We start from the raw sequence: 26436 nt of genomic DNA, 5'->3' as shown, positions 1-26436 counted from the left end.
CGACGAACGAACCCGCAGGAGAGAGAACGGTGTCGGATCCTTCGGGAACGGCGGCCAGCGTGCCGAAAGACGAGTTCATTCCGGCCGAGCGTGGCCGAGCCGCGACGATAGCCTCGGAGTTGCGGCGTTCCGGGAAAGCCTGGCTCTTCGTCACGCCCGTGCTGATCGCGCTGGCGGTCGTCATCGGATATCCCGTGTTCCGGGCGCTGTGGATGTCCTTCCAGAAGGACGCCGGGCTCGACCCCGCGACCGGCATGTTCGTCGAAGGCGGCAACGCCGGGTTCTCCAACTACACGCACTGGCTGCTGCAACAGTGCCAGGTCGTCACGGGCGGGACCGTGCCGTGCCCGACCGGCAACCTCGGCTCGCAATTCTGGATGGCCATCGGGATCACGCTGTTCTTCACGGTCGTGACCGTCGCACTGGAAGCGACACTGGGCCTGGGCATGGCCATGGTGATGGGCAAGACCTTCCGCGGCAGGGCGCTGCTGCGCGCCGCCGTGCTGATCCCGTGGGCCATCCCGACCGCCGTCACCGCGCGGTTGTGGGAGTTCATGTTCCAGTACGACGGCGTGGTGAACCGCGTGCTCGGCACGCACATCCTGTGGACCTCCGACGCGTGGCCGGCCCGATTCGCGGTGATCGCGGCCGACGTATGGAAGACCACGCCGTTCATGGCGTTGTTGCTGCTGGCCGGTCTGCAAGTGATCCCGGCCGACGTGTACGAGGCGGCTCGCGTCGACGGCGCGTCGGCCTGGCAGCGGTTCACCCAGATCACGCTGCCGCTGCTGAAGCCCGCGCTGCTGGTCGCGGTGCTGTTCCGGACCATGGACGCGCTGCGGATGTACGACCTGCCCGCGATCATGACGCTGGGCAACCCGTCCACCCGCACGGTGTCGATTCTTGTGGTCGATCAGGTCCGGCAAGGCCCCAACAGCGCGGCCGCGTTGTCGACGATCACCTTCCTTTTGATTTTCGCCGTGGCGTTCGTGCTGGTGAAGATTCTGGGCGCCAACGCGGTTCGCACCCAGGAAGAACAGCGGGAGGCGCACTGATGTCCGTGCAGACGGCGGAGAAGCCCGTGACCGACAAGCCCGCCGCGCAGCCGGTTTCATGGACCCAGCGCTTCGGCTCGGTGCGGCTGTATCTCGGCGCGCTGATCGTGCTCGTCTGGGGGCTCGCGCCGTTCTACTGGATGGCGGTGACCGCCTTCCGCGACCCCGACTACACCTTCGACAACACCCCATGGCCGACGCACATCACGTTGGAGAACTTCCGCAACGCGTTCGACACCAGTCGCGGCAACAACTTCGGCAAGGCGCTGGTCAACAGCATGATCCTCGGCTCGATCACCACGGTGATCGCGCTGGTGATCGGCGTGTTCGCCGCCTACGCGCTGGCCCGCCTCACCTTCCGCGGCAAGTACGTGGTGTCCGGACTGATCCTCAGCGCCTCGATGTTCCCGGTCGTCGTGCTGGTGACCCCGCTGTTCCAGCTCTTCACCAGTCTCGGCTGGATCGGCGAGTACCAGGCGATGATCATTCCGAACATCTCGTTCGTGCTGCCGATGACGGTCTACATCCTCGCCTCCTTCTTCGCCGAACTGCCGTGGGAACTCGAAGAAGCCGCGCGAATCGACGGCGCCACCAAGATGCAGGCGTTCCGTCTGGTCATGCTGCCTTTGGCCGCCCCCGCCGTATTCACCACCGCGATCCTCGCGTTCATCGCGGCGGTCAACGAATACCTGCTGGCACGTCTGCTTTCCAGCGACAAGACCGAACCGGTCACCGTCGCGATCGCCCGCTTCTCCGGCAACAATCCGCTGGTGCAGCCGTACGCCGCGATCATGGCGGCGGGCACCATGGTCACCATCCCGCTGGTCATCATGGTGCTGCTCTTCCAGCGCCGGATCATCTCGGGGCTCACCGCGGGCGGCGTCAAGAGCTGAGTTTTCGGCCGCGCGGGCGCGGCGGGTTCGACGCGAGTGAGTGTCGGCGCGCAACGACTGTTCTCGGGGCGTGTCAACAGCCCGGAAAGTGGAAAGTCCGCTTGTGATGAACGGGGTAAACTTCCCTTCTCGATGCTCTTTTCCGTTCGTTCGTGCAGGTGAGTTCGTCCGACGCTCCGGGAGGAGATGATCGTGAGCTCGTTCCGCAAACCGCGAGAACGTAGACGCGGCGCCAAGGGGACACCCCCTACCGCACCGTATGCCTCGATCGCCGGCTGGACCGAGCGGCCGAATGCGGCGAGACCGACCGCGCGGACTCGGCGCGAACGCATGGCGGCCCGCCGGAAGGCGAACGCGCCCACCGCGCGCCCGGCGGCGCCGCCGAATCGGCCGCCGCGCAGCAGGGCCGAACGTGTGCGCCGCCTGCTGCTCGCTTTGTTCATCATCTTCGGGGTGCTGCCCGCACTGCTGTCGGTCCTGGCGTACTGGAGCGCGGAGATCCCCGATCCCGATGCGGTACAGACGAATCAGACCGCGACCATCTTCGCCGCCGACGGCAGCACGGTGATCGCGAAAATCGTGCCGCCGGACGGGAACCGGACACCGGTCCCGTTGTCCGACGTGCCGCAGCCCGTGCGCGACGCGGTGCTGTCCGCGGAGGACCGCAATTTCTACACCAATCCCGGTTATTCGACTTCCGGTTTTCTGCGCGCCGTGCGAGACAATCTGCTCGGCAAGGACAACGCGGGCGGCGGCTCCACGATCACCCAGCAGTACGTGAAGAACGCGTTCCTCGGCTCGGAGCGCACGGTCACACGCAAGATGCGCGAGCTGATCATCGCGGCGAAGATGGCGCGGCAGTGGAGCAAAGACGACATCCTCGCCGCCTACCTCAACACCATCTACTACGGCCGGGGGGCCTACGGCATCGCCGCGGCGGCCAAGGTCTACTTCGACAAACAGGTGAACCAGCTGACCCTCGCCGACGGCGCGGTGCTCGCGGCGCTGATCCGTACGCCCTCGATCCTGGACCCGGAAACCCATCTCCCGCAGTTGAAGGAGCGCTGGCGGTACGTGCTCGACGGGATGGTGGAGATGGACGTGCTCGCGCCGGGTGATCGAGACGCGACCACCTTTCCGCCGATCATCCCGCTGACGCAGATCCCGGACGACGACGTGGCCCGCGGACCGGAGGGCCTGATCCGCAACCAGGTGGTGCGCGAGCTGCGCGACTCGGGCATCAGCGAACGCGAGTTGAACAAGGGCGCTTTACACATCACCACCACCATCGACGCGAAGGTTCAGCAGGCGGTCCTGGGCGCGGTGCGCGACCGGCTCGGTCCGCAGCCACCGGAATTGCGCGCCGCGGTGGTGTCGATCGATCCGCGCTCCGGTGCGGTGCGCGCCTACTTCGGCGGCTACGACGGCATCGGCTTCGACTTCGCCCAGGCGCCGTTGCAGACCGGCTCGGCGTTCAAGGTCTTCGCGGCGATCGCCGCGCAGCAGCAGAGCATTCCGCTGTCGCGTGTACTCGACAGCTCGCCGGTGAGCGACCGCGGTACCCGGATCACCAACGTGGACGGCGAATCCTGCGGCAAATGCACCATGGCCGAGGCGCTGAAGCGGTCGCTGAACACCAGCTTCTACCGGTTGACCATGACGATGTTCGACGGGCCGCAGGCCATCGCGGACGCGGCGCACGCGGCCGGTATCCCGGAAGAACTGCCGGGCGTGCCTGGTAAGACGCTTACCGAGGACGGCGGGAAACCGCTGAACGGGATCGTCCTCGGGCAGTATCTGGTCCGGCCCATCGACATGGCCTCGGCCTACGCCACGATCGGCGCCTCAGGTGTGTACCACCGCCCCTATTTCGTGCAGCGGGTGGTGACCGGCGACGGACGAGTGCTCCTGGATCGCGGTGATCAACACGTCGGCGAGCAGCTTCCCGGCGGCGAACAGCGCATCCCCCGGACGATCGCGGAGAAAACCGTCGAGGCGATGCTCCCGATCGCGGCGTACTCCAACGGGCACGCGCTGAAGAACAACCGGCCCTCGGCCGCCAAGACCGGTACCACGCAGCTCGGCGAGAGCGACCTGAACAAAGACGCGTGGATGATCGGTTTCACCCCGTCGCTGTCCACGGCGGTGTGGATCGGAACCGAGCGCTCGCAACCGATCCGCACCGCACGCGGCGCCGACATCTACGGCTCCGGCCTGCCCGCCGACATCTGGAAGCAGGTCATGGACGACGCACTCGACGGCACACCCATCGAACAATTCGCTGGGACGCAGGCCCCGGCCCGGCCGAATCAGAGCAAGACGCCTTCCGGCGGGCCCTACGACATCCTCAATCCTCCGCAGCGGTCACCGCAGCGTGAGCCCGGAGTCGACATCCCGCCCAGCGCGCAACCGCCTAGAGAGGTGGAGATTTTTCCGGGACTGAGCATTCCGGTTCCTGGATAGCGACAATGCTGTGACCTTCCGTCGCCCGGTGGAACGCATGACGTGGCAGCATCGTTTGCCAGAGTGAGAGCGAACAGCGAGTGTGTCGGCACGGGCCGACGCCGAAACCGCGCAAACGATGCGGAAGGATATGCGCTCGAGCGACGACAGCGCGGCGCGAGCGACGGGCCCGGAGGCGGTAGCCTGCGTCACCATGGAGGGCACCGGGAGCGACGCCGATTGAAGACAGACGAGACATAGGGGCTACGCCGGTGGATTTCAATGTCGTTGACCAACCCGAGACGCTGGTGGCGGGAACAGTGCTTCGCAGCCCCGCGCTCGCGGTCGAGGGGCCGCGCCGCGCGAAAGTCGAAGAGGCGTGGAAGCGCAACCTGGCCCGCAAGCTGCCCGGACCGCCGACCACGGCGTATGTCGACCACGCGCCGGAGATCAATTCGTACCTGACCCATATCGTCGGCTACCGCTGCCACAGCCTGGCCGACCTGCTGCCCGGCGACGTGCTCGCCCGGGTGCCCGCCGGGCGCTTCGCCCGGTTCATCGCCAGCGGCGACAATCTCGGCGACACCATCGTGAGCATCTGGCGAGCGGTGTGGGACGCGGAGGCCGCGGGGCGGCTCGTGCGCGCCTACACCGGCGACTGGGAACACTATCCCGACGCACGGACGGTGGAAGTCTTCGTGGCATTGGCAGACGATCAGGGCAACGGGTAGGAACAGACAGTGGACTTCGAGATCGTCACATTGCCGCAGAGCATGGTCGCGGGCCTGACCGTGCCGTTGGCAGGCCGTGAGGTGACCGCGCGTGACCTCGACCTGGTGAACTTCACCTGGGATCGGTATCTGGCACGGGAGAAGAACGTGCCGCGGGTGGCCGCCTACATCGGCCAGAACGATCACGCCGTCGCGGTACTCGGCTACGAGATCGGCTCGATGGAGGAGCTGGACGACGGCGACGTGCTCACCATCATCCCGCAGGGCCGCTACGCCAAGTTCGTCGTCGCCGACAAGCCCTACGACCTGCTGCGCACCGCCTGGGCGCAGGTGGCGAAGGCCGAGAACGCGGGAACCATCACCCGCTCGCACACCGCCGAGGTCGAGCGCTACACAGGCCCCGCCTCGGTGGAGGTCTACGTCTCGCTGGACTGACGCACACTGATGTGTACACGATCACGTGTACACTTCAGGTATGTCGGAGATCAGTATCCGGGAGCTGCGCGCCAACCTCGCCGCTCACATCCGTGAAGCCGAATCCGGCGAGCAGGTGATCATCTTGCGAGACGGCGCGCCCGCCGCGGCGCTGGTGCCGTTGTCCATGGTCGAGGCGTTCGATGCGGCCGAGGACGAACTTCTCGCGCGTGAAGCCGAGGTCAGGCTCGCGGCCGACGAGCGGACCTTCACCATGGCGGAGGTGCTGGCCGAGCTCTTCGAGGACGACCCGAGGTGAAGTACCGCTTCCGCTTCCTGGAGTCCGCGCGCCGAGAACTCCGCGCCATCGAGCGTCCGGACGCGATGCGGATCCTGACCGCGCTCACAGCACTGGGCGATGACCCCTACGCTCCCGGGCTGGACGTGAAGAAGTTGTCGGGCCACGATGACCTGTTCCGCCTGCGGGTCGGCAGATATCGGGTCGCCTACCGGGTGGACAACGGCGTGCTCGTGATCCTCGTGGTGAAGGTCGGCTGGCGAAAAGACGTCTACCGCGGCCTGTAGATCGAGGGGAGGTCGGCCGAGAGCATTTCGCCTTCGGCCGACCTCGTGCCCTGGTGCGGTGCTTATTCCGCGCCGATGATGAACGCTTCCAGTTGGGTGCGCGCGACGTCGTCGGCGAGCTGCTGGGGCGGGGACTTCATCAGGTAGGCCGAGGCCGGGATGACCGGTCCGCCGATGCCGCGGTCCTTGGCGATCTTCGCCGCGCGCACGGCGTCGATGATGATGCCAGCGGAGTTGGGCGAGTCCCACACCTCGAGCTTGTACTCCAGGTTCAGCGGCACGTCGCCGAAGGCGCGGCCCTCGAGGCGGACGTATGCCCACTTGCGGTCGTCGAGCCAGCCGACGTGGTCGGACGGGCCGATGTGCACGTCGTTGGCGCCGAGTTCCTTCTTCAGGTTGCTGGTGACGGCCTGAGTCTTGGAGATCTTCTTCGACTCCAAGCGCTCACGCTCGAGCATGTTCTTGAAGTCCATGTTGCCGCCGACGTTGAGCTGCATGGTGCGGTCGAGCTGCACACCGCGATCCTCGAACAACTTGGCCATCACGCGGTGGGTGATGGTCGCGCCGACCTGACTCTTGATGTCGTCACCGACGATCGGCACACCGGCATCGGTGAACTTCTGCGCCCAGACCGGGTCGGAGGCGATGAACACCGGCAGCGCGTTGACGAACGCGACGCCCGCGTCGATGGCGCACTGCGCGTAGAACTTGTCGGCCTCCTCCGAACCCACCGGCAGGTAGGACACCAGCACGTCGACGTTGTTGTCCTTCAGCACCCGCACCACGTCGACCGGCTCGGCCTCCGACAGCTCGATGGTCTCCGCGTAGTACTTGCCGATGCCGTCGAGGGTCGGACCGCGCTGCACGACGACGTCGCTGGGCGGCACGTCGGAGATCTTGATCGTGTTGTTCTCGCTGGCGAAGATCGCCTCGGCCAGGTCGAAGCCGACCTTCTTCGCGTCCACGTCGAACGCGGCGACGAACTTGACGTCGCGGACGTGGTAGGGCCCGAACTTCACGTGCATCAGGCCGGGAACGGTCGCGGACTCGTCCGCGTCCCGGTAGTACTGCACGCCCTGGACCAGCGAAGAGGCGCAGTTACCCACACCTACGATGGCGACGCGAACCTCTGTGGCGTTGTCAGCCTTCTCGATGTCACTCATGGCCGATATTTCCCTCTTTCTGTGGTGCCGCCTTCGTCGATTGCTCCGCCGCAATCAACTCGTTGAGCCAGCGCACTTCGCGCTCGCTTGATTCGAGCCCGAGTTGATGAAGCTGCCGGGTGTAGCGATCCAGCGACCCGCTGGCTTTCTTTATCGCCTCCCGGAGCCCCTCTCGGCGCTCCTCGACTTGACGCCGCCTGCCCTCCAGGATCCGCATCCGCGCTTCCGCGGGAGTGCGGCTGAAGAAAGCCAGATGAACGCCGAAGCCGTCGTCGGTGTAGTTCTGCGGTCCGGTGTCGGCGAGCAGCTCGCTGAACCGCTCCCGCCCGGCCGGAGTCAGTTGGTAGACCCGTCGCGCACGGCGTGTCGTCGCGCCCGCGGGGATCTCCTCGGCGATCAGCCCGTCCGCCTGCATCCGCCGCAGCGTCGGATAGAGCGATCCGTAGGAGAAGGCCCGAAACGCCCCGAGCAGGCCGGTCAGCCGCTTGCGCAGCTCGTACCCGTGCATGGGCGCCTCGAGGAGCAGCCCGAGGATTGCCAATTCGAGCACGGGCTTCACCCCCTGACTGTGTTCAGACCTAACCGATGGATACGACTTCCCACTATATCGGAGCGATACATCTGTGCACAGTCGTCGTCCACGGGTGGACGCCGTTCGGGTCAGCGAGAGGGCGGAAAGACTCCGAGCGGCTCGCCCGCGAAGTCGACCTCCACGTACCCGGATACGCCGCCTTTGTCTTTGACGTAGATATTCAGCACAGGACCGTGGTCGATCGTGCCGAGCGAGTCGAATTCCACGATGATGTGGGTGATCACGCCGTCCGGGGACTTCACCGTCTGCGGCGCGCCCGCCAGCAGCCGGGCGATCATCGGCACGTCGACGGTGGCGAGGTCGAAAGTGCGAGTCCCCGGTTTGCGCTCGGAGGTCGACGAGGCGCGAAAGCCGCCGTTGTAACGATAGTCGCTGGTCTCGGAGGCGCGGCCGGGTGTCTGCCGATCCACCAGCGCGTACTCCGGATACAGCGTGACCTCGTCGGCGACCAGATCGCCGAACTCGGCTCGGTACTCCGCGAGGAAATGCGCCAGACCGGCCCCGGTGGTCAGATCGGGAACGTTCTCCGAGGACCCGGGCAGACCGACGCCGCAACGGCTGATCGCCCCGACCATCGCTCCCGCCACCAAGGCGGCGGTGATCATCGAGACCGGCGCCATCCAGCGCCGCGGACGACGCCGGTCCACGCGGACCACCGGGGCGTTCGCCAGTTCGTCCGGAATCTGCAGATCACCGATCAACGCGTCGAGGTCGCCGAAGGACTTGGCGCGCATGGCCTCGGCAGTCCGCGCCGCGTGCTCGTCGGCGGTGAGCTGTCCCTCGGCCAGCGCCGTGTCGAGCAGTCCGCACACGTCGGCGCGGTCGGTGTCGCGGGCGCGGATGCCGCTGTATCGGGTTGTCGCCATTGCCCTATCCCTCGAACGGCCAGACGCGGCGAACCTCGCCCGCCGGGGTCATCATGAAGTGGCCGTTCTCCTTGACGGAGTTGCTCACAAAGACCTCGATGATGGGTTGCCCGGCGGGAATGCCGTACTGGCCGTAGTACCTGACGTCGTTCACGCTCACCGCGAAATGCGATACGGCGCCGCCGGGAACCCGGGTGATGGCGGCCGCGTCCGCGAGCGCTCGACCGATCGCCTCCACGTTCAACAGGCCCAGATCCACCGACGGGGTGTCGGCCTTGCGCGTGGTGATCTCGCGGGACTGCGTGAAACCTCCGCGATAGTCGTACTCGACCTTCCGGTTGGGTTGGCCGGGCACCGCCCGGGCGAACGAGGCGTGCTGGGGGTGCATGGTCAGTTCGTCTACTCGGAGGTCCCCGAACTTCCGCTGGTAGTTACGCAGGAAGACGGCGACCCCGTCGGCGGTGACCAAACTCGGCGTTTCGATCACCAGCGGCTCTACCGCCCCGAGGTTCATCGCGGGCACGGCTTGCGCGGCGTGGCTCGGTTCCTCCGCCGCCCGAGTGACGGCGAGAAATCCGGCGCAGGCCGCCAGGACCGCGGCCACCGTGACCGTGCCCAGGTACCACTGGCGGCGACGTGAACGCGGCGGACGGGGCACGGGAGCGACCTTGCCGGGTCGCTGCAGGTCGGCGACCAGATCCGCCAGGTCCCCCAGGGTGCGCGCCTCCGCGGCGAGTTCGGTCAGCGTGTCGTGCTCTTCCTCGGACAGCTGGCCGTCGGCGCGGGCGAGGTCGAGCAGCTCGCGAGTAGTGGCGCGATCGGCATCGCGCGCCCTGGTGTGACCGGGATAACTTCCTTTGGATCCCTGGGGGCGCAACGTTTTTCGCGTGGGCGATGAGCGATCCACGGCGAACCCCCCGGCGGCGGCGGGGGTTTGCAGGTCGGCGGTGAGCGCGGCCAGTTCGCCGAGCGTTTTCGCCCCTGCGGCCTGCGCGATTCGGTCGTGGTACTCGTCGGCGCCGAGCTGTCCCTCGGCGTAGGCGGCATCCAGCAGACTGGACGCGCCTGCGCGGTCGAGGTCACGCGCTCGCGTGCGCCCGGATGCTGCGGTGGACACAGTCGGATGGTAGTCCTAGCAACGGCGCGACGCGCCGCTTCGCGGCTCGATCCGAAGCGGTCAATCCGCACAGCCAGGGGCGGCCCGATTCCAACACCGCTACTCTGGTTCTCGTGCGAATTCAGCGGCAAGTGGTCGACTACGCCCTCCGGCGCCGGTCGCTGCTGGCTGACGTCTATGCGGGCCGGGTCGATGTCGCCGAGGTGTGTGATGCGAATCCTTATCTCCTACGTGCGGCGAAGTTCCATGGCCGGGGGAGCGAGGTCACATGCCCCATCTGCCGGAAAGAACAACTGACCCTCGTATCCTGGGTCTTCGGCGACGGCCTCGGCCCGGTCGCCGGGTCGGCTCGCACACCCGAGGAGCTGGTGCGCCTCGCCGAGACTCGCGAGGAGTTCTCGGTCCATGTCGTCGAGGTATGCCGGACCTGCAGCTGGAATCATCTGGTGCAGTCCTATGTGCTCGGTTCCGCGCCGGCGCCGCCGCGCCGCCGCACCGGGACACGCGCGAACCGGCGCACTGCCGCCGAATGAAGTGCCTGGTCATCTGTCCCTCGGGTGACTCGCGCAGCCGGCCTGCGTCCGCCGCGGTGTCGACTACCGCTGATAGCCACCTGGACCGCTACGAGTTATGGAGATCTTGTCAGTGAATTCGCCCTACGAGACTTCCCCCTACGGCGATGAGCCACATGGCGGCCGTCCTCCACGGAGTTCACAACCAAGTCCCAACCCGTATCAGAATCCCCGACCCGGGCCCCCGCCCGGCGCACGTCCGGGTCCGCCGCCCGGTAGACGTCCCGCCGGTCCCCCCTTGCCCGGTGAGCCGCGCGGTCCGCAACCGCCGCGCCGACCCGGTCCTCCGCCGCAGGGGCGGCCGCCGCAGGGCGGTCGTCCACCTCAACCCGGCCGACCGCCGCAACCTGATCGCGGCGTGCCCAATGGCGGCGCTCCCGGGCCGCAGCCGACCAAGAAGATCCAGCACCCCGGCTCGTCGACCGAGGCAGTGGCCGAACGCAACCGCCGCGGCCCCGCCACCGGGCCGCGGCCGGTCACCGGTGCGCGTCCGGCGCTGGACCGCGACGGGCGTCGCATCCCCGGCAACGGACCCACCACCGGCGAACGCAGGCGCACTGCGGGCGGTCCCCCCTCCGGCCCGCCACCGCGCCGTGGCGGCGGCAGTGGTGACGGCTCCGACGGGCCGGGCAGGCGGCGGCCCGCCCCGCAGAAGAAGAAGTCGCCATGGCGCATCGTGCGCCGCACCCTCTACGTCCTGGTCGCGTTGGCCATCCTCGTGCCCAGCGGCATCTTCCTGGCCGCGTACACCACGGTGTCGGTGCCGCAGCCGGGCGACCTGAAGACCAACCAGGTGGCGACCATTCTCGCCTCCGACGGCACCACGGTGCTCAGCAAAGTAGTGCCGCCGGAAGGCAACCGGACAGACGTCACCATCGAGCAGATCCCGCCACACGTGCGCAACGCGGTCATGGCGGCCGAGGACCGGGACTTCTACACCAATCCCGGCTTCTCGATCTCCGGCTTCGCGCGCGCGGCCAGGGACAACATCCTCGGCAAGGAGAGCGCGGGCGGTGGCTCGACGATCACCCAGCAGTACGTGAAGAACGCGCTGGTCGGTGACGAGCGCTCGCTGACGCGCAAGATGCACGAGCTGGTCATCTCGGCCAAGATGGCGCGGCAGTGGAGCAAGGACGAGATCCTCGCGGCCTACCTCAACACCATCTACTTCGGTCGTGGCGCCTATGGGATCGACGCGGCGTCCAAGGCGTACTTCGGCAAGCCGGTGCAGGAGCTGACCGTCGCCGAGGGCGCGGTGCTGGCCGCCACCATCCAGCTGCCCTCCAGCCTGGACCCGGAGAAGAACCCCGAGGGCGCGAAGACCCGGTGGAGCTACGTGCTCGACGGCATGGTCTCCGGCGGCAACCTGAGCGCGGGCGAGCGGCAGGGCTTGCAGTACCCGCAGGTCGTCCCGCTCGCATCGACCCGGGACAAGGAACAGGACTCCGGCCCCGAGGGCTTGATCAAGACTCAGGTGCTCAAGGAACTCGCCGCGGCCGGCATCAGCGAGCAGCAGCTGAACACCTCGGGTCTGCAGATCACCACCACGATCGACCCGAAGGCGCAGCAGGCGGCCATCGACGCGGTCACCAAGAACATGGACGGCGAGCCGGAGAACCTGCGCACCGCCGTGGTCTCCGTCGATCCGCGCACGGGCGCCGTGCGGGCGTACTACGGCGGCAACGACGGCCAGGGGTACGACTTCGCGAACGCCGGCCTGCAGACCGGTTCCTCGTTCAAGGTCATCGGCCTCGCGGCCAACCTGGAGATGGGTATCCCGCTGTCGCAGCTGTACGACAGCTCACCGCTGACGGTGAACGGCATCAAGATCACCAACGTCGAAGGTGAGCAGTGCGGCATGTGCACCATCGCCGAGGCGCTGAAGCGTTCGCTGAACACCAGCTTCTACCGGATGCAGCTGGACATGCAGAACGGTCCGCGCAAGATCGCCGACATGGGTCACAAGCTGGGCATTCCGGAGACCATCCCGGGTGTGGGCAAGACGCTCACCGAGCCGGACGGCTCCGGCCCGAACAACGGCATCGTGCTCGGTCAGTACCAGGCCCGACCGCTGGACATGGCCTCCGCGTACGCGACGCTTGCGGCCTCCGGCGTCTACCATGCGCCGCATTTCGTGTCGAAGGTGGTGACCGCCGACGGTCAGGTTCTGCTCGACCGCGGTGAGGTGGCCGGCGAGCAGCGCGTCTCCGCCGCGGTGGCCGACAACGTCACCGCCGCGATGAAGCCCATCGCCGGCTACTCGCGCAACCACGGCTTGGCGGGCGGCCGCGAGTCGGCAGCCAAGACGGGCACCGCGCAGCTCGGCGACACGGGTGAGAACAAAGACGCGTGGATGGTCGGTTACACCCCGTCTTTGTCGACCGCGGTCTGGGTCGGCACCGAGCAGGGCGATCGACTGCGCAACGCCAGTGGCGGCATGATCTACGGATCGGGCCTGCCGTCCGATATCTGGAAAGCCACCATGGACGGTGCGCTGAAGGGCAGCTCCAACGAGACCTTCCCGAAGCCCGCGCCGATCAAGGGGCAAGCCGGTGTGCCGGAGTGGTCGGCGCCGTATACCCCGCCGTCCACGGTTGATACTCCGCTCCTGCCCCCGGTGGTGGTCGCGCCGACGCAGGTGGAGATCCTGCCCGGCATCACCATCCCGGTCCCCGGCGTGCAGCCCGCTCCGCAGCAGCAGCGGCCGCAGCAGCGTCAGCAGGATTCGGGTCCGATGCCCGGCCAGCCGGTCGCACCGACGGATGGCGCGTCACCGACGGCCACCGGGCAACCCCGGCCGGGCAACCAGCGCAGTGATGACGACTCCGGTCAAGAGAACGAGACACCGCCGACACGTAGCAGATAGTCGACATCCGAAGATCGGGCCGGTCACATCGTGGCCGGCCCGATCTCGTTCGAGCCCGGGTCGACTCGATCTCCTACCGGTCCCACAGCCCAGGTAGCCTCGGGTTCCGTGACCGATCAGCAGCTGGTGGAGCCGCGGAGGAACCGGAGGGTGCCACTATCGGACCAGGCGGGGTTCGGCGGGGCGTATTACGCCGCCCCGGCGCCGCTCGCCTCTGATCTCCGGTCGGCGGACGCGCGGGACCGGCCGAGTCGCAACGACTCCCTCACCGCGCAATTGTCCACGGTGATCGGCGGTCCGGTCGGTGATCACGCCCTGATCGGGCGGGTGCGGTTCTGGACGCCCATGCGGGTGCTGCTGGCCTTCGCGGTGGTGTTCCTAGCGCTCGGCTGGTTCGGCAAGGCAGGTTGCATCCAGCAGACCACGGGCCCGGACGGTCCCACGCTCGACTGGAACAACGGTCGCCAGTACGTCGCGATGTGCTACTCGGACACCGTGCCGCTCTACGGCGCGGAACGACTGAACGAGGGCGCCTTTCCGTACAAGAAGCAGTGGACCGAGCAGACCCCCGACGGTGGCCGCGAGACCCGATACATGGAGTATCCGGTGCTCTCGGGCCTGTACCAGTACCTCGCGATGCGGATCGCCAAGAGCTGGGACGCGTCGCCGCTGCCCGGCGCGCTCCAGGTGGTGATCTACTTCAACGTCGTCGCGTTCGGTCTCGCGGTCGCCTGGCTGATCACGGTGTGGGCGTCCGCCTTGCTGGCCGGCCGCCGGGTCTGGGACGCGGCATTGATCGCCTGTTCGCCTTTGGTGCTCGTGCACGCGTTCACGAATTTCGACGCGCTCGCAACAGCCTTCGCCGCGACCGGCTTGCTCGCCTGGGCCCGGCGCAAACCCGTGCTGGCGGGGATACTGCTCGGTCTGGGCGGCGCGGCCAAACTCTATCCGCTACTGCTGCTGGGCCCCATCGTCGTGCTGTGCCTGCGCACCGAGACGATGCAGCGCACGCCGCGCACGCACCTGGGCCTGCGCATCCGCGACATCGACGGCTGGCCGACCTTCCTGGCGTGGGTGCGTGAGACGCCCTACCGCGTCCAGTTCCTCAGCGCCCGTCCGCTCGGCGCCGCGGCTGTCACGGTGGGCGCGACCCTGGCGACCTGGCTGGCGGTGAACCTGCCGATCGCCGCGCTGTTTCCCAACGGCTGGCGAGAGTTCTTCCGGCTCAACACCACCCGGCACGCCGACCCGGACTCGATCTACAACGTGATCTCCTCGTTCACCGGCTGGCGCGGCTTCGACGGCGTGCTCGCGCACGGGGAGCAGCCCGCCGTCCTGAACGCCGTCTCGCTGCTGGCGTTCGTCGCGGCCTGCGCGGTGATCGCCTACATCGGTCTCACCGCGCCGCAGCGCCCGCGGCTGGCGCAGCTGTGCTTCCTCGTGGTCGCGGCGTTCCTGCTGACGAACAAGGTGTGGAGTCCGCAGTACTCACTGTGGCTGGTGCCGCTCGCCGTCCTGGCGCTGCCGCACCGGCGCGTCCTGCTGGCCTGGATGACCGTCGACGCGCTGGTCTGGGTGCCGCGCATGTTCTACTACCTCGGCTTGGACCGCAAAGGCCTGCCCGAACAGTGGTTCACCGGCACCGTGGCGCTGCGGGACCTCGCGGTGGTCGGGCTGTGCGCCCTGATCGTGCGCCAGATCTACCGCCCGGAGGAGGACTTGGTGCGACGCGACTTCGTCGACGATCCCGTCGGCGGGGTCGTCGATCGCACGCCGGACCCGCTGCTGCCCTGGCTGCCGGAGCCGCTGCGGCCGCGAGTGGCGGTCGCACGCGGCTGACCGGCGGCCGCGGCGGATCAGGCGTTCATTTGGTGCGCAGGAAATGCGCCTGACGTTCCGGCTCCTGCGGCAACATGTCCAGATCGAGCTGCCACGCGCTGCCGGTCCACGGATCGAACAGCGGTGTGCCGCCGACCGTCGGCAGATGACGGCACGACTGTGACACCATCGCCACGGTGGTGTCGGCCGAATCGGATTCGTTGGCGCCGACGATCACCACGGACAATCCGATCAGCTCGCCGCGCGTGATCAACGCGCCGATCCGCTGTGCGTCCGAGCTCTGGTAGCCGTGCGGGAAATCCGCGGCCAACAGGACCCGATGCTCGCTGGGCGGCGTGAACGCACCACTCCTGTAGGCCAACTCGGCCAGCTCGGCCGCATCCACCAGCGCTTGCAACCGCGCCGAGATGTCGGCGTGGTCGGTGATCGGCGGGCCGTTCAGCACGGGAGCGAGCAGTCCGGTGAAGCCGCTGAACGCGTCGGTCAGGTCGATGATGTCCAGCAGCGTCCGCCGCTGCGGCGCCGTGGCCAGCAACCGCGCCAGCAACGCGCCCACGACGGGCGCGACCGCACGGGTCGATTCGGTATCGATCCACAGCGGCCGATTCAGTGGAATCGGAACGCAATACGGAATGCGCAGCGGCCCCCGGTCGAGCGCGTACAACTCGCCGAGACGGATGCCGTCGCTCGGCGCGGACGGCTTGTCCCAGGCGGGCGAGTCCCAGGAGGCCAGAGCGGGCGGCAGTACCTGGTCGGCCTCGGCGAGCTCACGCATCAGCTGCTCGGCGTCGCGCTGGTGGTTGCGCTCGGCGATGTCGATCAATTCGTCGTGGCGTTGCTGCGCGTCACGACGTGCCTGCTCGGCTGCCGGAGTGTTCCTGGTCGCCGGATCGGACACCGCCAGCGACAGTTCGTGATCCAACCGCTTGGCCGCGTACTCGCGCGCCGAGGTCAGCGCGGCGGCCGACCGCGCCGCGTCCTCGAACACCATCCACAACCGTTCCAACCCGTGACCGACTTCCAGCGGCACACCGGCGGTGGCGATCTGCGCGTCACCCGCCAGGGGACCGGCCATGGTGTGCGTACCGGGCTGGTCGGATTGCTCCGGCTCCGGGGACGCATCGTCGATCTCCACACCGTGGGCCGTGAGCAGCACGGCCAACCCACCCGCGTAACCCTGGCCGACGGCCCGCAGCTTCCACGCGGGGCCGCGCCGGTACACCTCGAGGCAGATCAACGCCGTCTCACCGGACGACGGGGTGATCGCGAATTCGGCGGTCACACTGTCGTTCTCGGACAGGGCCGCCGTAACCGGCCCGAGTCCCTCGGCCCGCGCGGGCGCGGCCGGGTCGGCGCTGACCACCAAGAGCACGGCCTTCGCGTCGGCGCGCACCTCGGTGAGCGTGATCGTGACCCCGTCGGCCGCCAAGGCGACCCCCGGCGTGGCGGGCTGGTTGTAGAAGACGAAATCGTCGCTGGAGAACACCTTCAGGTTCTCCGCGACCACCAGCGCGGAAACATCGAGGGCCGCCTCGGCTTTCGCGCTGAAACGAACGACCTCACCGGTCAGCGGGATGTTCTGACCGGCTCTCAGTTGAATCACGTTGTCTGCCCTGCTGTCGCGCTGCGGGTCAACCGTTGACGAGGAACCGGCCGAGCTGCGGCACCGCCTCGCCCGGATGCTTTGCCTGGAAACCCTCGCCGAGCGCCTGCAATTTCCAGTCGCTGCCCACCCGGTACAACTTGGACATCGCCATCGCGGTGAACGGCATGCCACCGGCCAGCGTGTATCTGGCCAACTCGCCGTTGTTCGTCCCGTCGACCAGGCGGCAGAACGCGTTCTGCACCTGCTCGAAGGTGTGGCCCTTGTAGGAGGTCACGACGAACACCAGCGTGGTGATGTGCGGGGGGATGCGGGTCAGGTCGACCAGGATCATCTCGTCGTCGCCCGCGCCCTCGCCGGTGAGGTTGTCGCCCTGGTGGCGGATGGAGCCGTCCTTGGACGTCAGCTGACCGTAGTAGGCGACGTCCACCGGGTTCATGTCGGCGAACATGATGACCGAGGCGTCGAGGTCGATGTCGACCGTGCGGTTGCCGAACATGCCGCGGCTGCGCACCGGGTCCCAGCCGAGACCCATCTTGACGAAGGTGAGCGCGGCGCCTTCCTTGCGCAGCGTGACCCGCTGACCCTTGACCAGGCTGACCGGGCGGTCCTTGCTCAGGCTGACCTCGGCGGGCGCCTGCTGCGGCTGCGGCGGCGCGGGCTGGCCGGGCGGCGGGTAACCGGGGCCGGGGCCGGGGCCGGGCGGCGGCGGGTAACCCGGACCGGGCGGTGGGTAACCCGGGCCGCCTTGTGGCGGTTGACCCGGCCCACCCTGCGGCGGATACCCGGGACCGGGCGGCGGCGGGTATCCACCGGTCGGCGCGTACTGCGATGCCTGCGGCTGGGTCGGGTACGCCGGGGTGGTCGGCGGCTGCTGCACCGGCGGCTGCTGTACCGGCGGCGGAGGCGGGGGGGCCTGCGCGGGCTGCGGAGCCTGGGCGGGGGAATCGTCGACGGTGACGCCGTGATCGGTGACCAGCGCGGCGAAACCGCCCGCGTAGCCCTGTCCGACCGCACGCACCTTCCACGAGCCCTGGCGACGGTAGAGCTCGAGCGCGATCACGATCGACTCGGTGTTCAGCCCTTCGATCCGGTACTCGTACAGCTGGTTACCGGCCGCGTCCGACACGATCGCCGTGGGGGCGGGGAACCTGCCGAAATTGCTGTTCGCGTCGTCCAGCGTGATCACCGCGCGAATCTGGTCGATGTCGGCGGGCACCGCGTTCAACGACACCGCCAGCGACGCGGGCTGGCCGGCGGGTGCGGGCTGAAGGTTGACGCCGGGGCCGCTGGGCTGGTTGAAGAAGACGAAGTCGGCGTCGGAACGGACCTTGCCCCGCTCGGTGACCAATAGCGCCGACAGATCCGCCGGCGCCGAGAGCTGGATGGAGATCACCACGTCATTGGTGGCCAGTGGACCGTTCTGACCCTTGGCGAGTGTTGCGGACAAGTTCGACCCTTCGCTTGTCGGTGCGTTCGCCTGACACTCTACGAGAAACGCGCCGCGCGCCGCTTGTACTGAACGGACGCGCTGCCCCGACACCCCCGTGAGCATCGGTTAGGGTGACGGCACGCAAATGGAATGCGGCGATCGCCCGTGTTCCCGATCAAGACAGCAGGCAAACACTCCATGGCGCAACTGTTCGAGCAATCGAAGAAGGTGATCGAGGCTCATCTGGCCGGAACCAGCCTCCGCGCGATCTCCGGTTCGATGATTGCCTACGAAGGAAACGTGCAGTTCAAGGCGGCCGGTTTCGGCGGAGGCGATGGTGTGGTCGCCGGGCTGAAGCGCAAGGCCACCGGTGAGAAATTGTCGCTGATGGAGTGCGGCGGTCACGGTCGGGTGTTCTTCGCGGTCAACGGCCAGAACGTCACCGTCGTCGACTTGAACAACGAGACGTTGCAGGTGGAGTCGCAACAACTGCTCGCGTTCGCCGGAAACCTGCGCACCGACGTGCGTTTCGCCGGATTGCGCGGTGCGTCCAGCGGGCAGGGCCTGTTCACGACGACCGTGTCCGGCCAGGGGCAGGTCGCGCTGCTCTCCGCGGGCGGTCCGCTCATCCACCTGGAGGTTTCCCCGCAGTACCCGCTGATCGTGGATCCGGACGCGTTCGTCGCGGCGCGCGGCAACCTCAACCAGTCCTTCGTCTCGGACGTGTCGTGGCGCAGTTTCGTCGGCCAGGACGCGGGTGAGGCGTTCTCGCTGCGCTGGGACGGTCAGGGCATGGTGTTGATCCAACCGGCGGAACGGTAGGGCGAGCGGTGTTCGAAAAGGTCAACAGCAAAGTCGTCAAAGTAAACGTCGGAATGGCGGGCGGGGTGGTCGCGCGCAACGGCGCGATGCTGTTCTACACCGGCGATATTTCGTTTGCGCCCCACCAGATTCCGGGAGCGCAGGGTATGGGCGGTATGGGCGGGCTGATGGGTCTCGCGGGCCGCGCCATGGCAGGCGAGCACGAGCGCACCATGTTGGCGCAGGGCAACGGCGAGGTGCACTACGGATTCGCTGGGCTGGAGGTCCAGGTGGTGCACATGCAGCCGGGCGCCGCGTTGCGGGTCGAGGCTTCGCGCCTGCTGGCCAACACCGCCGGGTTGCAGAGTTCGGTGGTCTCGGTGATGAGTTCGGGCGGTGGAGGCGGTGGTGGCGGCGGCCTGATGGGAGCGCTGCGTGGCGCCGCCTCAGGGGCGTTGACCGGACAGGGCATGTTCACCACCCAGCTGTCCGGGCAGGGCGCGGCGGTGCTGCTCGCGCACGGCGGATTCCTGGAACTGCAAGTGGGCGGCCCGAATCCGATCGTGGTCGACCCGCAGGCTTTCGTCGCCGCCTACGGCAACGTGCAGACCGAGCTCAAGACGGCGCTGAGCTGGCGAGACGCCGTGGGCCGCGGTTCCGGCGAGGCCATGCAGTTGCATTGCACCGGGCAGGGCGTCGTTTACGTGCAGGCCTCCGAAGAGAAGTTGTGAGCAGGGGTATGTCCCAGATCCTCAATCCCATGAATCTCGGTGAGAGCGACAACATCCCGGGAAACAGCTACGCGTACTGCATCGACCTGAACAAGCCGTGGTTCATGCGTAAGGGCGCGATGATCGCCTACTACGGCGACATGCGGTTCCAGGTGCTCTCCCACGGGTTGCAGGGCGGCTTGCTGCACATGGTGTCGCAACAGTTCTCGGCGCCGCTGTTCACCGGCGACTACGTCGTCGCCGAGGGCCACGGCAAGCTGATCATCGGCGACCGCGGCTACGACATCAATTCCTATGACCTCGAGGACAACGGCAACCTGACCATCCGGGCGGCGAACCTGCTGGCCTTCGAGCCGGGGTTGTCGCTCAACCAATCCATCGTGCCCGGGTTCCTCACCCTCATCGGCACCGGCAAGTTCCTCGCCTCGTCCAACGGGCCGGTCATGTTCGCCGAGCCGCCGCTGCGCGTGGACCCGGAATCGCTGGTCGGCTGGGCGGACTGCCCTTCCCCGAGCCATCACTACGACCAGCGGTGGGTCACCGACTTCCTGGCCGCCGGTGCGGCGCGCCTCGGCGTCAACTCCGGTGAGGAGCGTCAATTCGAGTTCACCGGCGCGGGCACCGTACTGATCCAGTCCAGCGAGAAGGTGCTCAGCGACTCGATGCTGGTGCGCACCATCGAGGGACAGATCCAGAGCGGCATCACCGTCGGTGGCCTGCAACGACTGCAAGGGCTCATCGCGCAGCAGTTGGCCGGGCAGCAGCAGTACTGAAACGCGTAGAACATGCGCGGCGGACTCGTGTCCGACGGCGGGTGAATCTCCGCGAGCGGGCGAACCGCGTCAGAACAACCAGCGCTCGCAGGCGGATCACATACGGACAGCAAAGGATTCGCGACGGAACGGTGAACTCGTCCCGATCCGCACCGGCGCCGGGCCACGGTCGGCGCAGAATCGGGTCATGGCTGACGTGGCGCTCTCGCCGCAGCGTCGCACGGCGCTGACGAACCTGGTCCAGGACGAATCCACCTTCGCGACGGCGTATCCGCGAGTGGCCGACTATTGGTCCACCGCATGCCGGTTGCCCGGCACCGGAGACGACATCGCCGACGCCACGTTCGACCTACACCTGCTGCACTACTTGACCGGCGGCGCCAGCACGAATCCCTACTGGGACATCGTCGCCGCCGCGGTCTCACCCGGGCCGCGGGAGCGTGCCAACCGTCCGGAGGTGAACGGCGGAAACCCGAAAGGCAGTGCGCGGCTGGCCTATGCGCAGATCGTGTTGCAAGCGGCCTACGCCTACGCGATTCCCTCTCCGGCGACATTGCGCTGGGCAGCGGATGTCGCGCAAGGCAGGCCCGTGCTGGAAATAGGTTCGGGTCGCGGCTATTGGGCGCATCAGCTCTCCCGAATCGGCGTTCCGACAAGCGCTTTCGACTCGCACCCACCGGATCGCGCGATCAACGCGGCGTTCCCTGCCGCCGCCGGGCAAACCGCGACGTGGCATCCCACCGCCACGCCGCCTTCCTCCACGGCGGATCTCGTCGCCGCCCATGCCGAAGACGTCTTGTTCCTCTGCTGGCCGCCCGGCTGGGAAAACCCCATGGCCTCGTCGTCTCTCACTGCCTACCAGGAGGCAGGTGGCTCACTGCTGCTCTACATCGGCGAACCACGCGGCGGGCGCACGGCCGACGAGGCCTTCTTCGACACGTTGGAGGCCGGATGGACCCTGCTCGACCAGGACCCGGACTACGTCTCGTGGTGGAATCTCGGCGACACGGCACAGTGCTGGCAGCGGCGACGGTGACCCCACGTCAGCGGAGGCGCTGGAATTCCCAGGGATCGTGCGCGCTGATCAAGGTGACTTCGTGACCGTGATCGCGGCGTAGTTCGCGCAACCGTGCCTGGGTGCCCACTCGCAGATCGTGATGGACCTCGGAGGAGGTCTGCACGATGTCCAGGATCGGGTGCGGCTGCGGCCGCGCGTCGAGTTCGCGGTGGTAGTAGTAGGCGTCGCCACAGTGCAGCAGCCAACGTTCACCGTCGCGGACGGCGACCCCGGTGTGGCCCGCGGTATGGCCGCCCAGCGGGATGAGCTGGAAGTCATCGGGCAGGTCTTTCGGCTGGATCGCGTTGAAGCCGAACCATTGTCCGGTCGGGTCCGAGGGGTAGGTGACCCAGTGCGGATCGTGTGCCCAGTGCGCGGGCCGGTAACGGAAGCTCGGAGCTTCCGCTTTCGCCGCCGCGAGTTCGGCGGCGAGGACATGGACCCGCGCGTGCGGGAAGTCGGGCAATCCGCCGCAGTGATCCACGTCGAGATGAGTGAGGATGACGTGCCGCACGTCTTCGGGGTCGTAACCGAGACGCCGCACCTGTCGGACGGCGGTCTCGTCCTCGGACAGGACCGGCTGCGACAGCGCGACCCAGTCGGCGCCGAGCGTGCCCGCCGGGTCGCGGACGTCCTCCAGTCCGATGCCCGTCTCGACCAGCACCAGACCCGCGGATGCCGTCTCGACCAGCAAGCAGTGGTTCACGGCGTGGGCGGGCGCGGGTCCGTCGTAGGTGGGCTCGATCTGCCGTACCGATCCGCAATTGAGGTGATGAACTGTCATGCGGGCTAGTCTGTGACTTGAAGCGCGGTTCAAGTCAAGGAGAATCGATGACCGACCTGCTCGATATCGCCGAGGTCGCCGACCACGCCGGCCTCGCGCCCTCCGCACTGCGTTTCTACGAGAAGCGCGGGCTCATCGCCGCCACCGGCCGCAATGGCCTGCGCCGCACCTACCACCCCGACATCCTCGGCCGCCTCGCCCTGATCGCCTGCGCCCGCGGCGCCGGTTTCACCCTCGCCGAGATCGCCCGCTTCCTGCGCGCCTCCCCCTCCGACGCCGAACTACGCACCCGCATGGCGCAGAAAGCACAGCAACTCGACGACGACATCACCCGCCTCATCCGCATGCGCGACAGCCTCCGCCACGCCTCCACCTGCACCCACGACCCCCTCGTCGAATGCCCGAACTTCAAATCCACCTTCGACAGCGCCGCCGACTCGACGTGAGGTCGCGAATTGATTGTCACGGCGGGAGTCGAACTCGGAGATCGCCGTTTCCGTCGAGAGGACCGCCATGTTCTGAACCGCCGACTGCGCTGTAGTCCACTTCGGGAACGACTGATGGACGGAGATGCCTAATCGCCGATCGAATCGACCGGGAATGCCTTCCCATCGATGACCAGAAAATGCTCGCCGGCGAATCCGTACTCATCGACTGTTGACCATGTCCCATCATGGTGCTCCATCCATGCGGCGGGAGTGTCTTGTTGGTCTCCCCTCGGCCAGCTCACAACTGGTCCTCCACCAGCCCGAGGCTGTAGGCCCCGGCGGACAGATACTGCTTGCAGCTGGCGCCGTGCCCGGAGTGGACGTCGGCGACGAAACGAGCTTGCTCGAGTGACCGAAATGATCTGTCTCGCGTGCAATTTCGGTGCATCGCGCGCCATTGCTCGGCGTCCGCAAGCGAGATGGTCCTCGATCATCGGGCTGTGGATCATTTGGTACCTCTTGCCTTGGCTCATCGACCGCGAGGTCGAGCCTGATGAATCGATCGATGCATACGAGATCATCCAGCGCGTCGAGCAGGAGACCGGGTCTTGTTCGGCCTCGCTCCACGTCATGCACAGACACTCACCGGCCATGCGGAGATCGCGCAAGCGTTCACCACCCAGTCGGAAGCCGACGCCGAACTCCGCCGATGTGCGTTGGTCGCGGAGCGCATCGATCTTCTGGCCGTGCGTGGCCTGGGTCTGCTCGCGCTGAACGACTCGCTGCTGCGCGGTGCGTTGATGCAGCGGGCCGAACGTGTTCGGGTCCGCGCTCTGCTGCTGGATCCCGATTCCGAAGCCACGAGTATCCGGGCAGCTGAAATCGGCGAATCGAGGGAGTGCTTCGCTGCTGGGATCGAGCTTGCCCTTGCACGGACATCAGAATTTCGCGATCATCCTTTTATCGAGCTGCAAGTCGCTGTCTACGACACGCTCCCTACATGGCGGATGCTGGTCTTCGATCAGACGCTCTATCTGTCTGCTTTCGGCGCGTCCGCGGAAGGCCATCGCTCAGGAATGTACAAGCTCACAGCAGCGACCAACGGGGTCTTGCATGCGGGATTTCTACGGTATTTCGAGCAGATGTGGCGTCAGGCCAGTCCGGTCGAGAGAGGATCGATCATATGATCGAGGCCGAACTGAAGGCTCGAGTCCACGACGTCGAGTCCGTGCAGGCTGCGCTATCCGCGCGAAGTGACGGTCGGCGCTCCAGATATCAGGACACCTACTACGACGTGGCGGATGCGCGACTGTCGTCGGAGGGTCGTGAGTTGCGCGTGCGTACGATCACCGCGTATGACGAGCGCCGATCCCTGCTGACCTACAAGGAGCCCGTGGTCGATGTGGCCAGCGGGTCCAAACCGGAATATGAAACCGAAGTGGCCGACCCTGCGGTGATCGATGCGGTGCTGCGCGGTCTCGGCCTGTCAGAACTTGTCAGCTTCGAGAAAGGCTGCATCAACTATCGATTCTCATCCGAGGGACGCGAGCTGCTGGCAACTCTGGTGACGGTTCCCGAATTGGACGGCACGTTCATCGAACTCGAGACCGTGGTGCCCGAAGCGGAGCTGGCGGAAGCACTCGAGGTGGTTCGGACCACGCTCCGGCAGCTGGGAATCACGGATAGTGATCTCACCACCGAGCAGTACACGGATGCCGTCCTGGCTACTCGTGGGACGCTGGAGCTGCCTTGATGAGCCAGTTGATGATTTCCTCGCCCGCGAGGATGCCGGTGGCTCGGGTGATGGTGAGGTTGGGGTGGGTCCAGTTGAGTTGTTCGAGTTCGCCGTGGCGGGGGCGGATGGCGGAGTCGGCCGCGCGCAGCATTTCGGCGTCGAGAGCGCCGTCGCCCGCGGCGAGCGTGCGCGCGGAGTCGGCGAGTTCCCCGCTATCCCAGAGACGTTTGCGCACCTCGGAGACCGCGCGGCTCTTGCAGACCGCCTGCGGCATGGTGTAGATCTTGCGGCCCTGCTGGGAGGCCGACCAGCCGCGTGGACGGCACCAGTCGTCCCACTCGGCCAAGAATCCCTCGGGGATGTCTTTGGGCTTCACCACCAGGTAGCAGAACAGGTGGTCGGCCACGCGGAACTTGGTGACCCACGAGTCATCGATGCGGGCGTGCAGTTCCTTGCTCACCTCGGAGAGAGTGGCGCCGCCCGCGCGCACCTTGGCGTCGATATCGATGCGCCAGCTCAGGTCGGGGACGCCGTCGACCAGGATGTTTCCGCCGTTGCTGGTGATCGCGTAGCGCCACGGCGCCCCGGGCAGGCGAATGCGCCCGAATTGTTTGATGGTGCGGGTGGTGGTGGGAATGACGGCGGCGGGTTCGGTCAGGGTCTGCATCCGCAGCGCCGCGGTGGTGGTCATGAACGACAGCGGCGCGCCTTCCAGATGCTCCACGCAGACCGTCGGCACCTCGGCGGTGGTGCTGAAGGCGTTACGCGAGTAGATCATCGTCCGGTCCAGGTCGGTGGCGATCAGCGCACGTCTTCGGTGTGTTCTCGGAGATAGGTTCACTGCTGCACGTCCTTGATCAATCCCATGCATGAATATGCCAGGTCGGCGACGACTTCGACGGGGACACCCCGGGCGGCGGCCAGCATCCGGATGTGCGCGTGCTCCGGTGCGTCCGCCTCGCGCACCAGCACCCGCCACGGCACCCGCCGCAGCAGCACCCGCGTGGTCTCGCCGACGCCGGGCTTCACGAAGTTCACACTGGAAATGCCGTACTGCTCGCGCACCTGTTCCACTGATGCCCACCCGGTCCAGGTGGGCGTGCGGTCACTCGCGCGGATCGCGGCCACTTCGGCGGGCACCCGATCGCGGATCGCACCGAAAGCGCCGCTCACGGTGTCCAGCAGACGCGCGGATACGTCGTCACCGGCCAACTCACGGTAGAACTTGGCGCCATGGAAATCGCCTGGGCCGATCAGGGTGTCGTTGAGGACGGTGCGCGAGATCAAGCCGGAGACCGTCGAGTTCAGGCAGGCCGAGGCGATCAGGAAATCGTCGCGGGTGCCGTAGGTGCGCACGCAGTGGCCAGGGTCGGCCAGCACAACCAACTCGTCGTCGAAGCGCGGACCACCGGCCGCGTGGTAGGCCTCCAGCGCCTCGGTCAACTCGCGGGTGATCGCGCCCTTGCCCGTCCACCCGTCCACGAACACGACGGAGGACGGATCGTGATGTTCGGCCAGGTAGTTCAGCGCCACCGTGTCGATGCCCCGATCTCGCACGATCGACACCGCGTAGTGCGGCACCTCGAGATCCGGGCGCCGCGCACGCAGCCAACGGCGCATCAGAATGCCGACCGGCGTGCCGGCTCGCGCCAGCGACACCAGGACGACGTCATCGCCCCGTTCGGCGACGACCAGTTCGGACACGGTCGCCACGGCCAGCGCGAGCCGTTCGGCGCTTTCGGCGAGCACCTCGTCGAACAGCGACCGATACGACGCGTCCGGCTGATACTCGATCGGCAGCGACTCCGCGTAGTGCGCCTTCCCGGCCTGGATCTTCCGTTCCCGCTCGGCGACGTCGGCCTCGAGATCGACGTTCGACAAGTCCTTCAGCAGCCAGGAAACCTCATCGGCCGCGTAGGAGCCGAATTCCGGGCCATGTAGCGGAGTGGGCAGCGCC

26 protein-coding genes are annotated in these 26436 nt (G+C 67.3%); 17 read left to right on the top strand and 9 right to left on the bottom strand.

What is annotated here, in order from left to right:
- Nucleotides 1–77: 77 nt before the first annotated feature.
- The 7 genes from GVY39_RS11690 to GVY39_RS11660 all read left to right on the top strand — a co-directional run bounded on the left by GVY39_RS11690 (nt 78) and on the right by GVY39_RS11660 (nt 6120).
- On the top strand, nt 78–1055 hold the full coding sequence (locus tag GVY39_RS11690) for a carbohydrate ABC transporter permease (RefSeq protein ID WP_370523786.1): 978 nt from the start codon (nt 78–80) through the stop codon (nt 1053–1055).
- Nucleotides 1055–1948, top strand: coding sequence for a carbohydrate ABC transporter permease (locus GVY39_RS11685; RefSeq protein WP_236565406.1), 894 nt, complete (start codon nt 1055–1057; stop codon nt 1946–1948). The genes GVY39_RS11690 and GVY39_RS11685 overlap by 1 nt, the downstream gene beginning before the upstream one ends.
- Nucleotides 1949–2134: 186 nt before the next feature.
- Nucleotides 2135–4411 carry a transglycosylase domain-containing protein gene (locus GVY39_RS11680; RefSeq protein WP_159923372.1) on the top strand — a complete coding sequence of 759 codons (2277 nt, stop codon included), beginning with the start codon at nt 2135–2137 and terminating at the stop codon, nt 4409–4411.
- A gap of 251 nt (nt 4412–4662) precedes the next feature.
- Nucleotides 4663–5121 (top strand): GyrI-like domain-containing protein, encoded by a 459-nt coding sequence (locus GVY39_RS11675; protein ID WP_043734309.1) that lies wholly within the window; start codon nt 4663–4665, stop codon nt 5119–5121.
- 9 nt (nt 5122–5130) lie between these two features.
- Nucleotides 5131–5556: a GyrI-like domain-containing protein gene (locus GVY39_RS11670; RefSeq protein WP_159923374.1), complete on the top strand. Its 426-nt coding sequence runs from the start codon at nt 5131–5133 to the stop codon at nt 5554–5556.
- Between the two features lie 40 nt (nt 5557–5596).
- Nucleotides 5597–5854, top strand: a complete 258-nt coding sequence (locus GVY39_RS11665; protein WP_159923376.1) for a type II toxin-antitoxin system Phd/YefM family antitoxin — start codon at nt 5597–5599, stop codon at nt 5852–5854.
- A complete protein-coding gene (locus GVY39_RS11660; RefSeq protein WP_159923378.1) occupies nt 5851–6120 on the top strand; it encodes a type II toxin-antitoxin system RelE/ParE family toxin in 270 nt (89 codons plus the stop codon). The genes GVY39_RS11665 and GVY39_RS11660 overlap by 4 nt, the downstream gene beginning before the upstream one ends.
- Before the next feature lie 62 nt (nt 6121–6182).
- Here the strand turns inward: GVY39_RS11660 and GVY39_RS11655 are convergent, their stop codons facing one another.
- The 4 genes from GVY39_RS11655 to GVY39_RS11640 all read right to left on the bottom strand — a co-directional run bounded on the left by GVY39_RS11655 (nt 6183) and on the right by GVY39_RS11640 (nt 9858).
- On the bottom strand, nt 6183–7283 hold the full coding sequence (locus tag GVY39_RS11655) for an inositol-3-phosphate synthase (RefSeq protein ID WP_159923380.1): 1101 nt from the start codon (nt 7281–7283) through the stop codon (nt 6183–6185).
- The gene (locus GVY39_RS11650; RefSeq protein ID WP_039803160.1) at nt 7276–7833 is read right to left on the bottom strand and encodes a PadR family transcriptional regulator; all 558 of its coding nucleotides are present in this window, start codon (nt 7831–7833) and stop codon (nt 7276–7278) included. Before GVY39_RS11650 ends, GVY39_RS11655 begins: the two co-directional genes overlap by 8 nt.
- A 110-nt stretch (nt 7834–7943) precedes the next feature.
- Nucleotides 7944–8741, bottom strand: a complete 798-nt coding sequence (locus GVY39_RS11645) for a DUF1707 domain-containing protein (protein WP_159923382.1) — start codon at nt 8739–8741, stop codon at nt 7944–7946.
- Between the two features lie 4 nt (nt 8742–8745).
- On the bottom strand, nt 8746–9858 hold the full coding sequence (locus GVY39_RS11640) for a DUF1707 domain-containing protein (protein ID WP_308221204.1): 1113 nt from the start codon (nt 9856–9858) through the stop codon (nt 8746–8748).
- A 113-nt stretch (nt 9859–9971) separates the two neighbouring features.
- Between GVY39_RS11640 and GVY39_RS11630 the strand changes: the two genes are divergently transcribed.
- The 3 genes from GVY39_RS11630 (at nt 9972) to GVY39_RS11620 (ending at nt 15135) form a co-directional block, all read left to right on the top strand.
- Entirely contained in the window at nt 9972–10391 is a 420-nt protein-coding gene (locus tag GVY39_RS11630) for a DUF5318 domain-containing protein (protein WP_043734321.1), read from the top strand.
- 712 nt (nt 10392–11103) lie between these two features.
- A complete protein-coding gene (locus GVY39_RS11625) occupies nt 11104–13296 on the top strand; it encodes a transglycosylase domain-containing protein (RefSeq protein ID WP_159923610.1) in 2193 nt (730 codons plus the stop codon).
- A 150-nt stretch (nt 13297–13446) separates the two neighbouring features.
- Nucleotides 13447–15135 carry a glycosyltransferase family 87 protein gene (locus GVY39_RS11620; RefSeq protein ID WP_159923384.1) on the top strand — a complete coding sequence of 563 codons (1689 nt, stop codon included), beginning with the start codon at nt 13447–13449 and terminating at the stop codon, nt 15133–15135.
- A gap of 25 nt (nt 15136–15160) precedes the next feature.
- Here the strand turns inward: GVY39_RS11620 and GVY39_RS11615 are convergent, their stop codons facing one another.
- Nucleotides 15161–16738, bottom strand: coding sequence for a TerD family protein (locus GVY39_RS11615; protein WP_201295204.1), 1578 nt, complete (start codon nt 16736–16738; stop codon nt 15161–15163).
- Nucleotides 16739–16766: 28 nt separating this feature from the next.
- Nucleotides 16767–18188, bottom strand: coding sequence for a TerD family protein (locus tag GVY39_RS11610; RefSeq protein ID WP_159923386.1), 1422 nt, complete (start codon nt 18186–18188; stop codon nt 16767–16769).
- A gap of 180 nt (nt 18189–18368) precedes the next feature.
- On the opposite strand from GVY39_RS11610, the gene GVY39_RS11605 reads away from it, so the two are divergent.
- From GVY39_RS11605 to GVY39_RS11590, 4 genes are all read left to right on the top strand, one after another.
- The gene (locus GVY39_RS11605; protein ID WP_159923614.1) at nt 18369–18992 is read left to right on the top strand and encodes an AIM24 family protein; all 624 of its coding nucleotides are present in this window, start codon (nt 18369–18371) and stop codon (nt 18990–18992) included.
- A gap of 8 nt (nt 18993–19000) precedes the next feature.
- Nucleotides 19001–19702, top strand: coding sequence for an AIM24 family protein (locus GVY39_RS11600; RefSeq protein WP_159923388.1), 702 nt, complete (start codon nt 19001–19003; stop codon nt 19700–19702).
- An 8-nt stretch (nt 19703–19710) separates the two neighbouring features.
- A complete protein-coding gene (locus tag GVY39_RS11595) occupies nt 19711–20475 on the top strand; it encodes an AIM24 family protein (RefSeq protein ID WP_159923390.1) in 765 nt (254 codons plus the stop codon).
- A gap of 187 nt (nt 20476–20662) precedes the next feature.
- Nucleotides 20663–21511 carry a hypothetical protein gene (locus GVY39_RS11590; RefSeq protein WP_159923392.1) on the top strand — a complete coding sequence of 283 codons (849 nt, stop codon included), beginning with the start codon at nt 20663–20665 and terminating at the stop codon, nt 21509–21511.
- 7 nt (nt 21512–21518) lie between these two features.
- On the opposite strand, the gene GVY39_RS11585 is transcribed toward GVY39_RS11590, so the two are convergent.
- Nucleotides 21519–22316 (bottom strand): MBL fold metallo-hydrolase, encoded by a 798-nt coding sequence (locus tag GVY39_RS11585; protein WP_159923394.1) that lies wholly within the window; start codon nt 22314–22316, stop codon nt 21519–21521.
- 47 nt (nt 22317–22363) lie between these two features.
- Here GVY39_RS11585 and GVY39_RS11580 point away from each other — a divergent pair, with 47 nt between their 5' ends.
- The 3 genes from GVY39_RS11580 (at nt 22364) to GVY39_RS11570 (ending at nt 24497) form a co-directional block, all read left to right on the top strand.
- A complete protein-coding gene (locus GVY39_RS11580) occupies nt 22364–22762 on the top strand; it encodes a MerR family transcriptional regulator (protein ID WP_159923396.1) in 399 nt (132 codons plus the stop codon).
- 590 nt (nt 22763–23352) lie between these two features.
- Nucleotides 23353–23931, top strand: coding sequence for an XRE family transcriptional regulator (locus GVY39_RS11575; protein WP_159923398.1), 579 nt, complete (start codon nt 23353–23355; stop codon nt 23929–23931).
- Complete coding sequence (locus GVY39_RS11570) at nt 23928–24497, top strand: class IV adenylate cyclase (RefSeq protein ID WP_159923400.1); 570 nt, start codon at nt 23928–23930, stop codon at nt 24495–24497. Before GVY39_RS11575 ends, GVY39_RS11570 begins: the two co-directional genes overlap by 4 nt.
- Here the strand turns inward: GVY39_RS11570 and GVY39_RS11565 are convergent.
- Nucleotides 24469–25257 carry an HAD family hydrolase gene (locus tag GVY39_RS11565; protein WP_159923402.1) on the bottom strand — a complete coding sequence of 263 codons (789 nt, stop codon included), beginning with the start codon at nt 25255–25257 and terminating at the stop codon, nt 24469–24471. The two genes, GVY39_RS11570 and GVY39_RS11565, sit on opposite strands and share 29 nt — an antisense overlap.
- A gap of 59 nt (nt 25258–25316) precedes the next feature.
- Complete coding sequence (locus GVY39_RS11560; RefSeq protein WP_159923616.1) at nt 25317–26432, bottom strand: cysteine protease StiP family protein; 1116 nt, start codon at nt 26430–26432, stop codon at nt 25317–25319.
- Between the last annotated feature and the right edge of the window lie 4 nt (nt 26433–26436).

Origin of the sequence: Nocardia sp. CY15 (assembly GCF_009829295.1) — a bacterium.
In the GTDB taxonomy this organism is placed as follows: Bacteria; Actinomycetota; Actinomycetes; order Mycobacteriales; family Mycobacteriaceae; genus Nocardia; species Nocardia sputi.
Note: the sequence above shows the minus strand (reverse complement) of the source record. Positions and strands in the feature narration are given on the sequence as shown.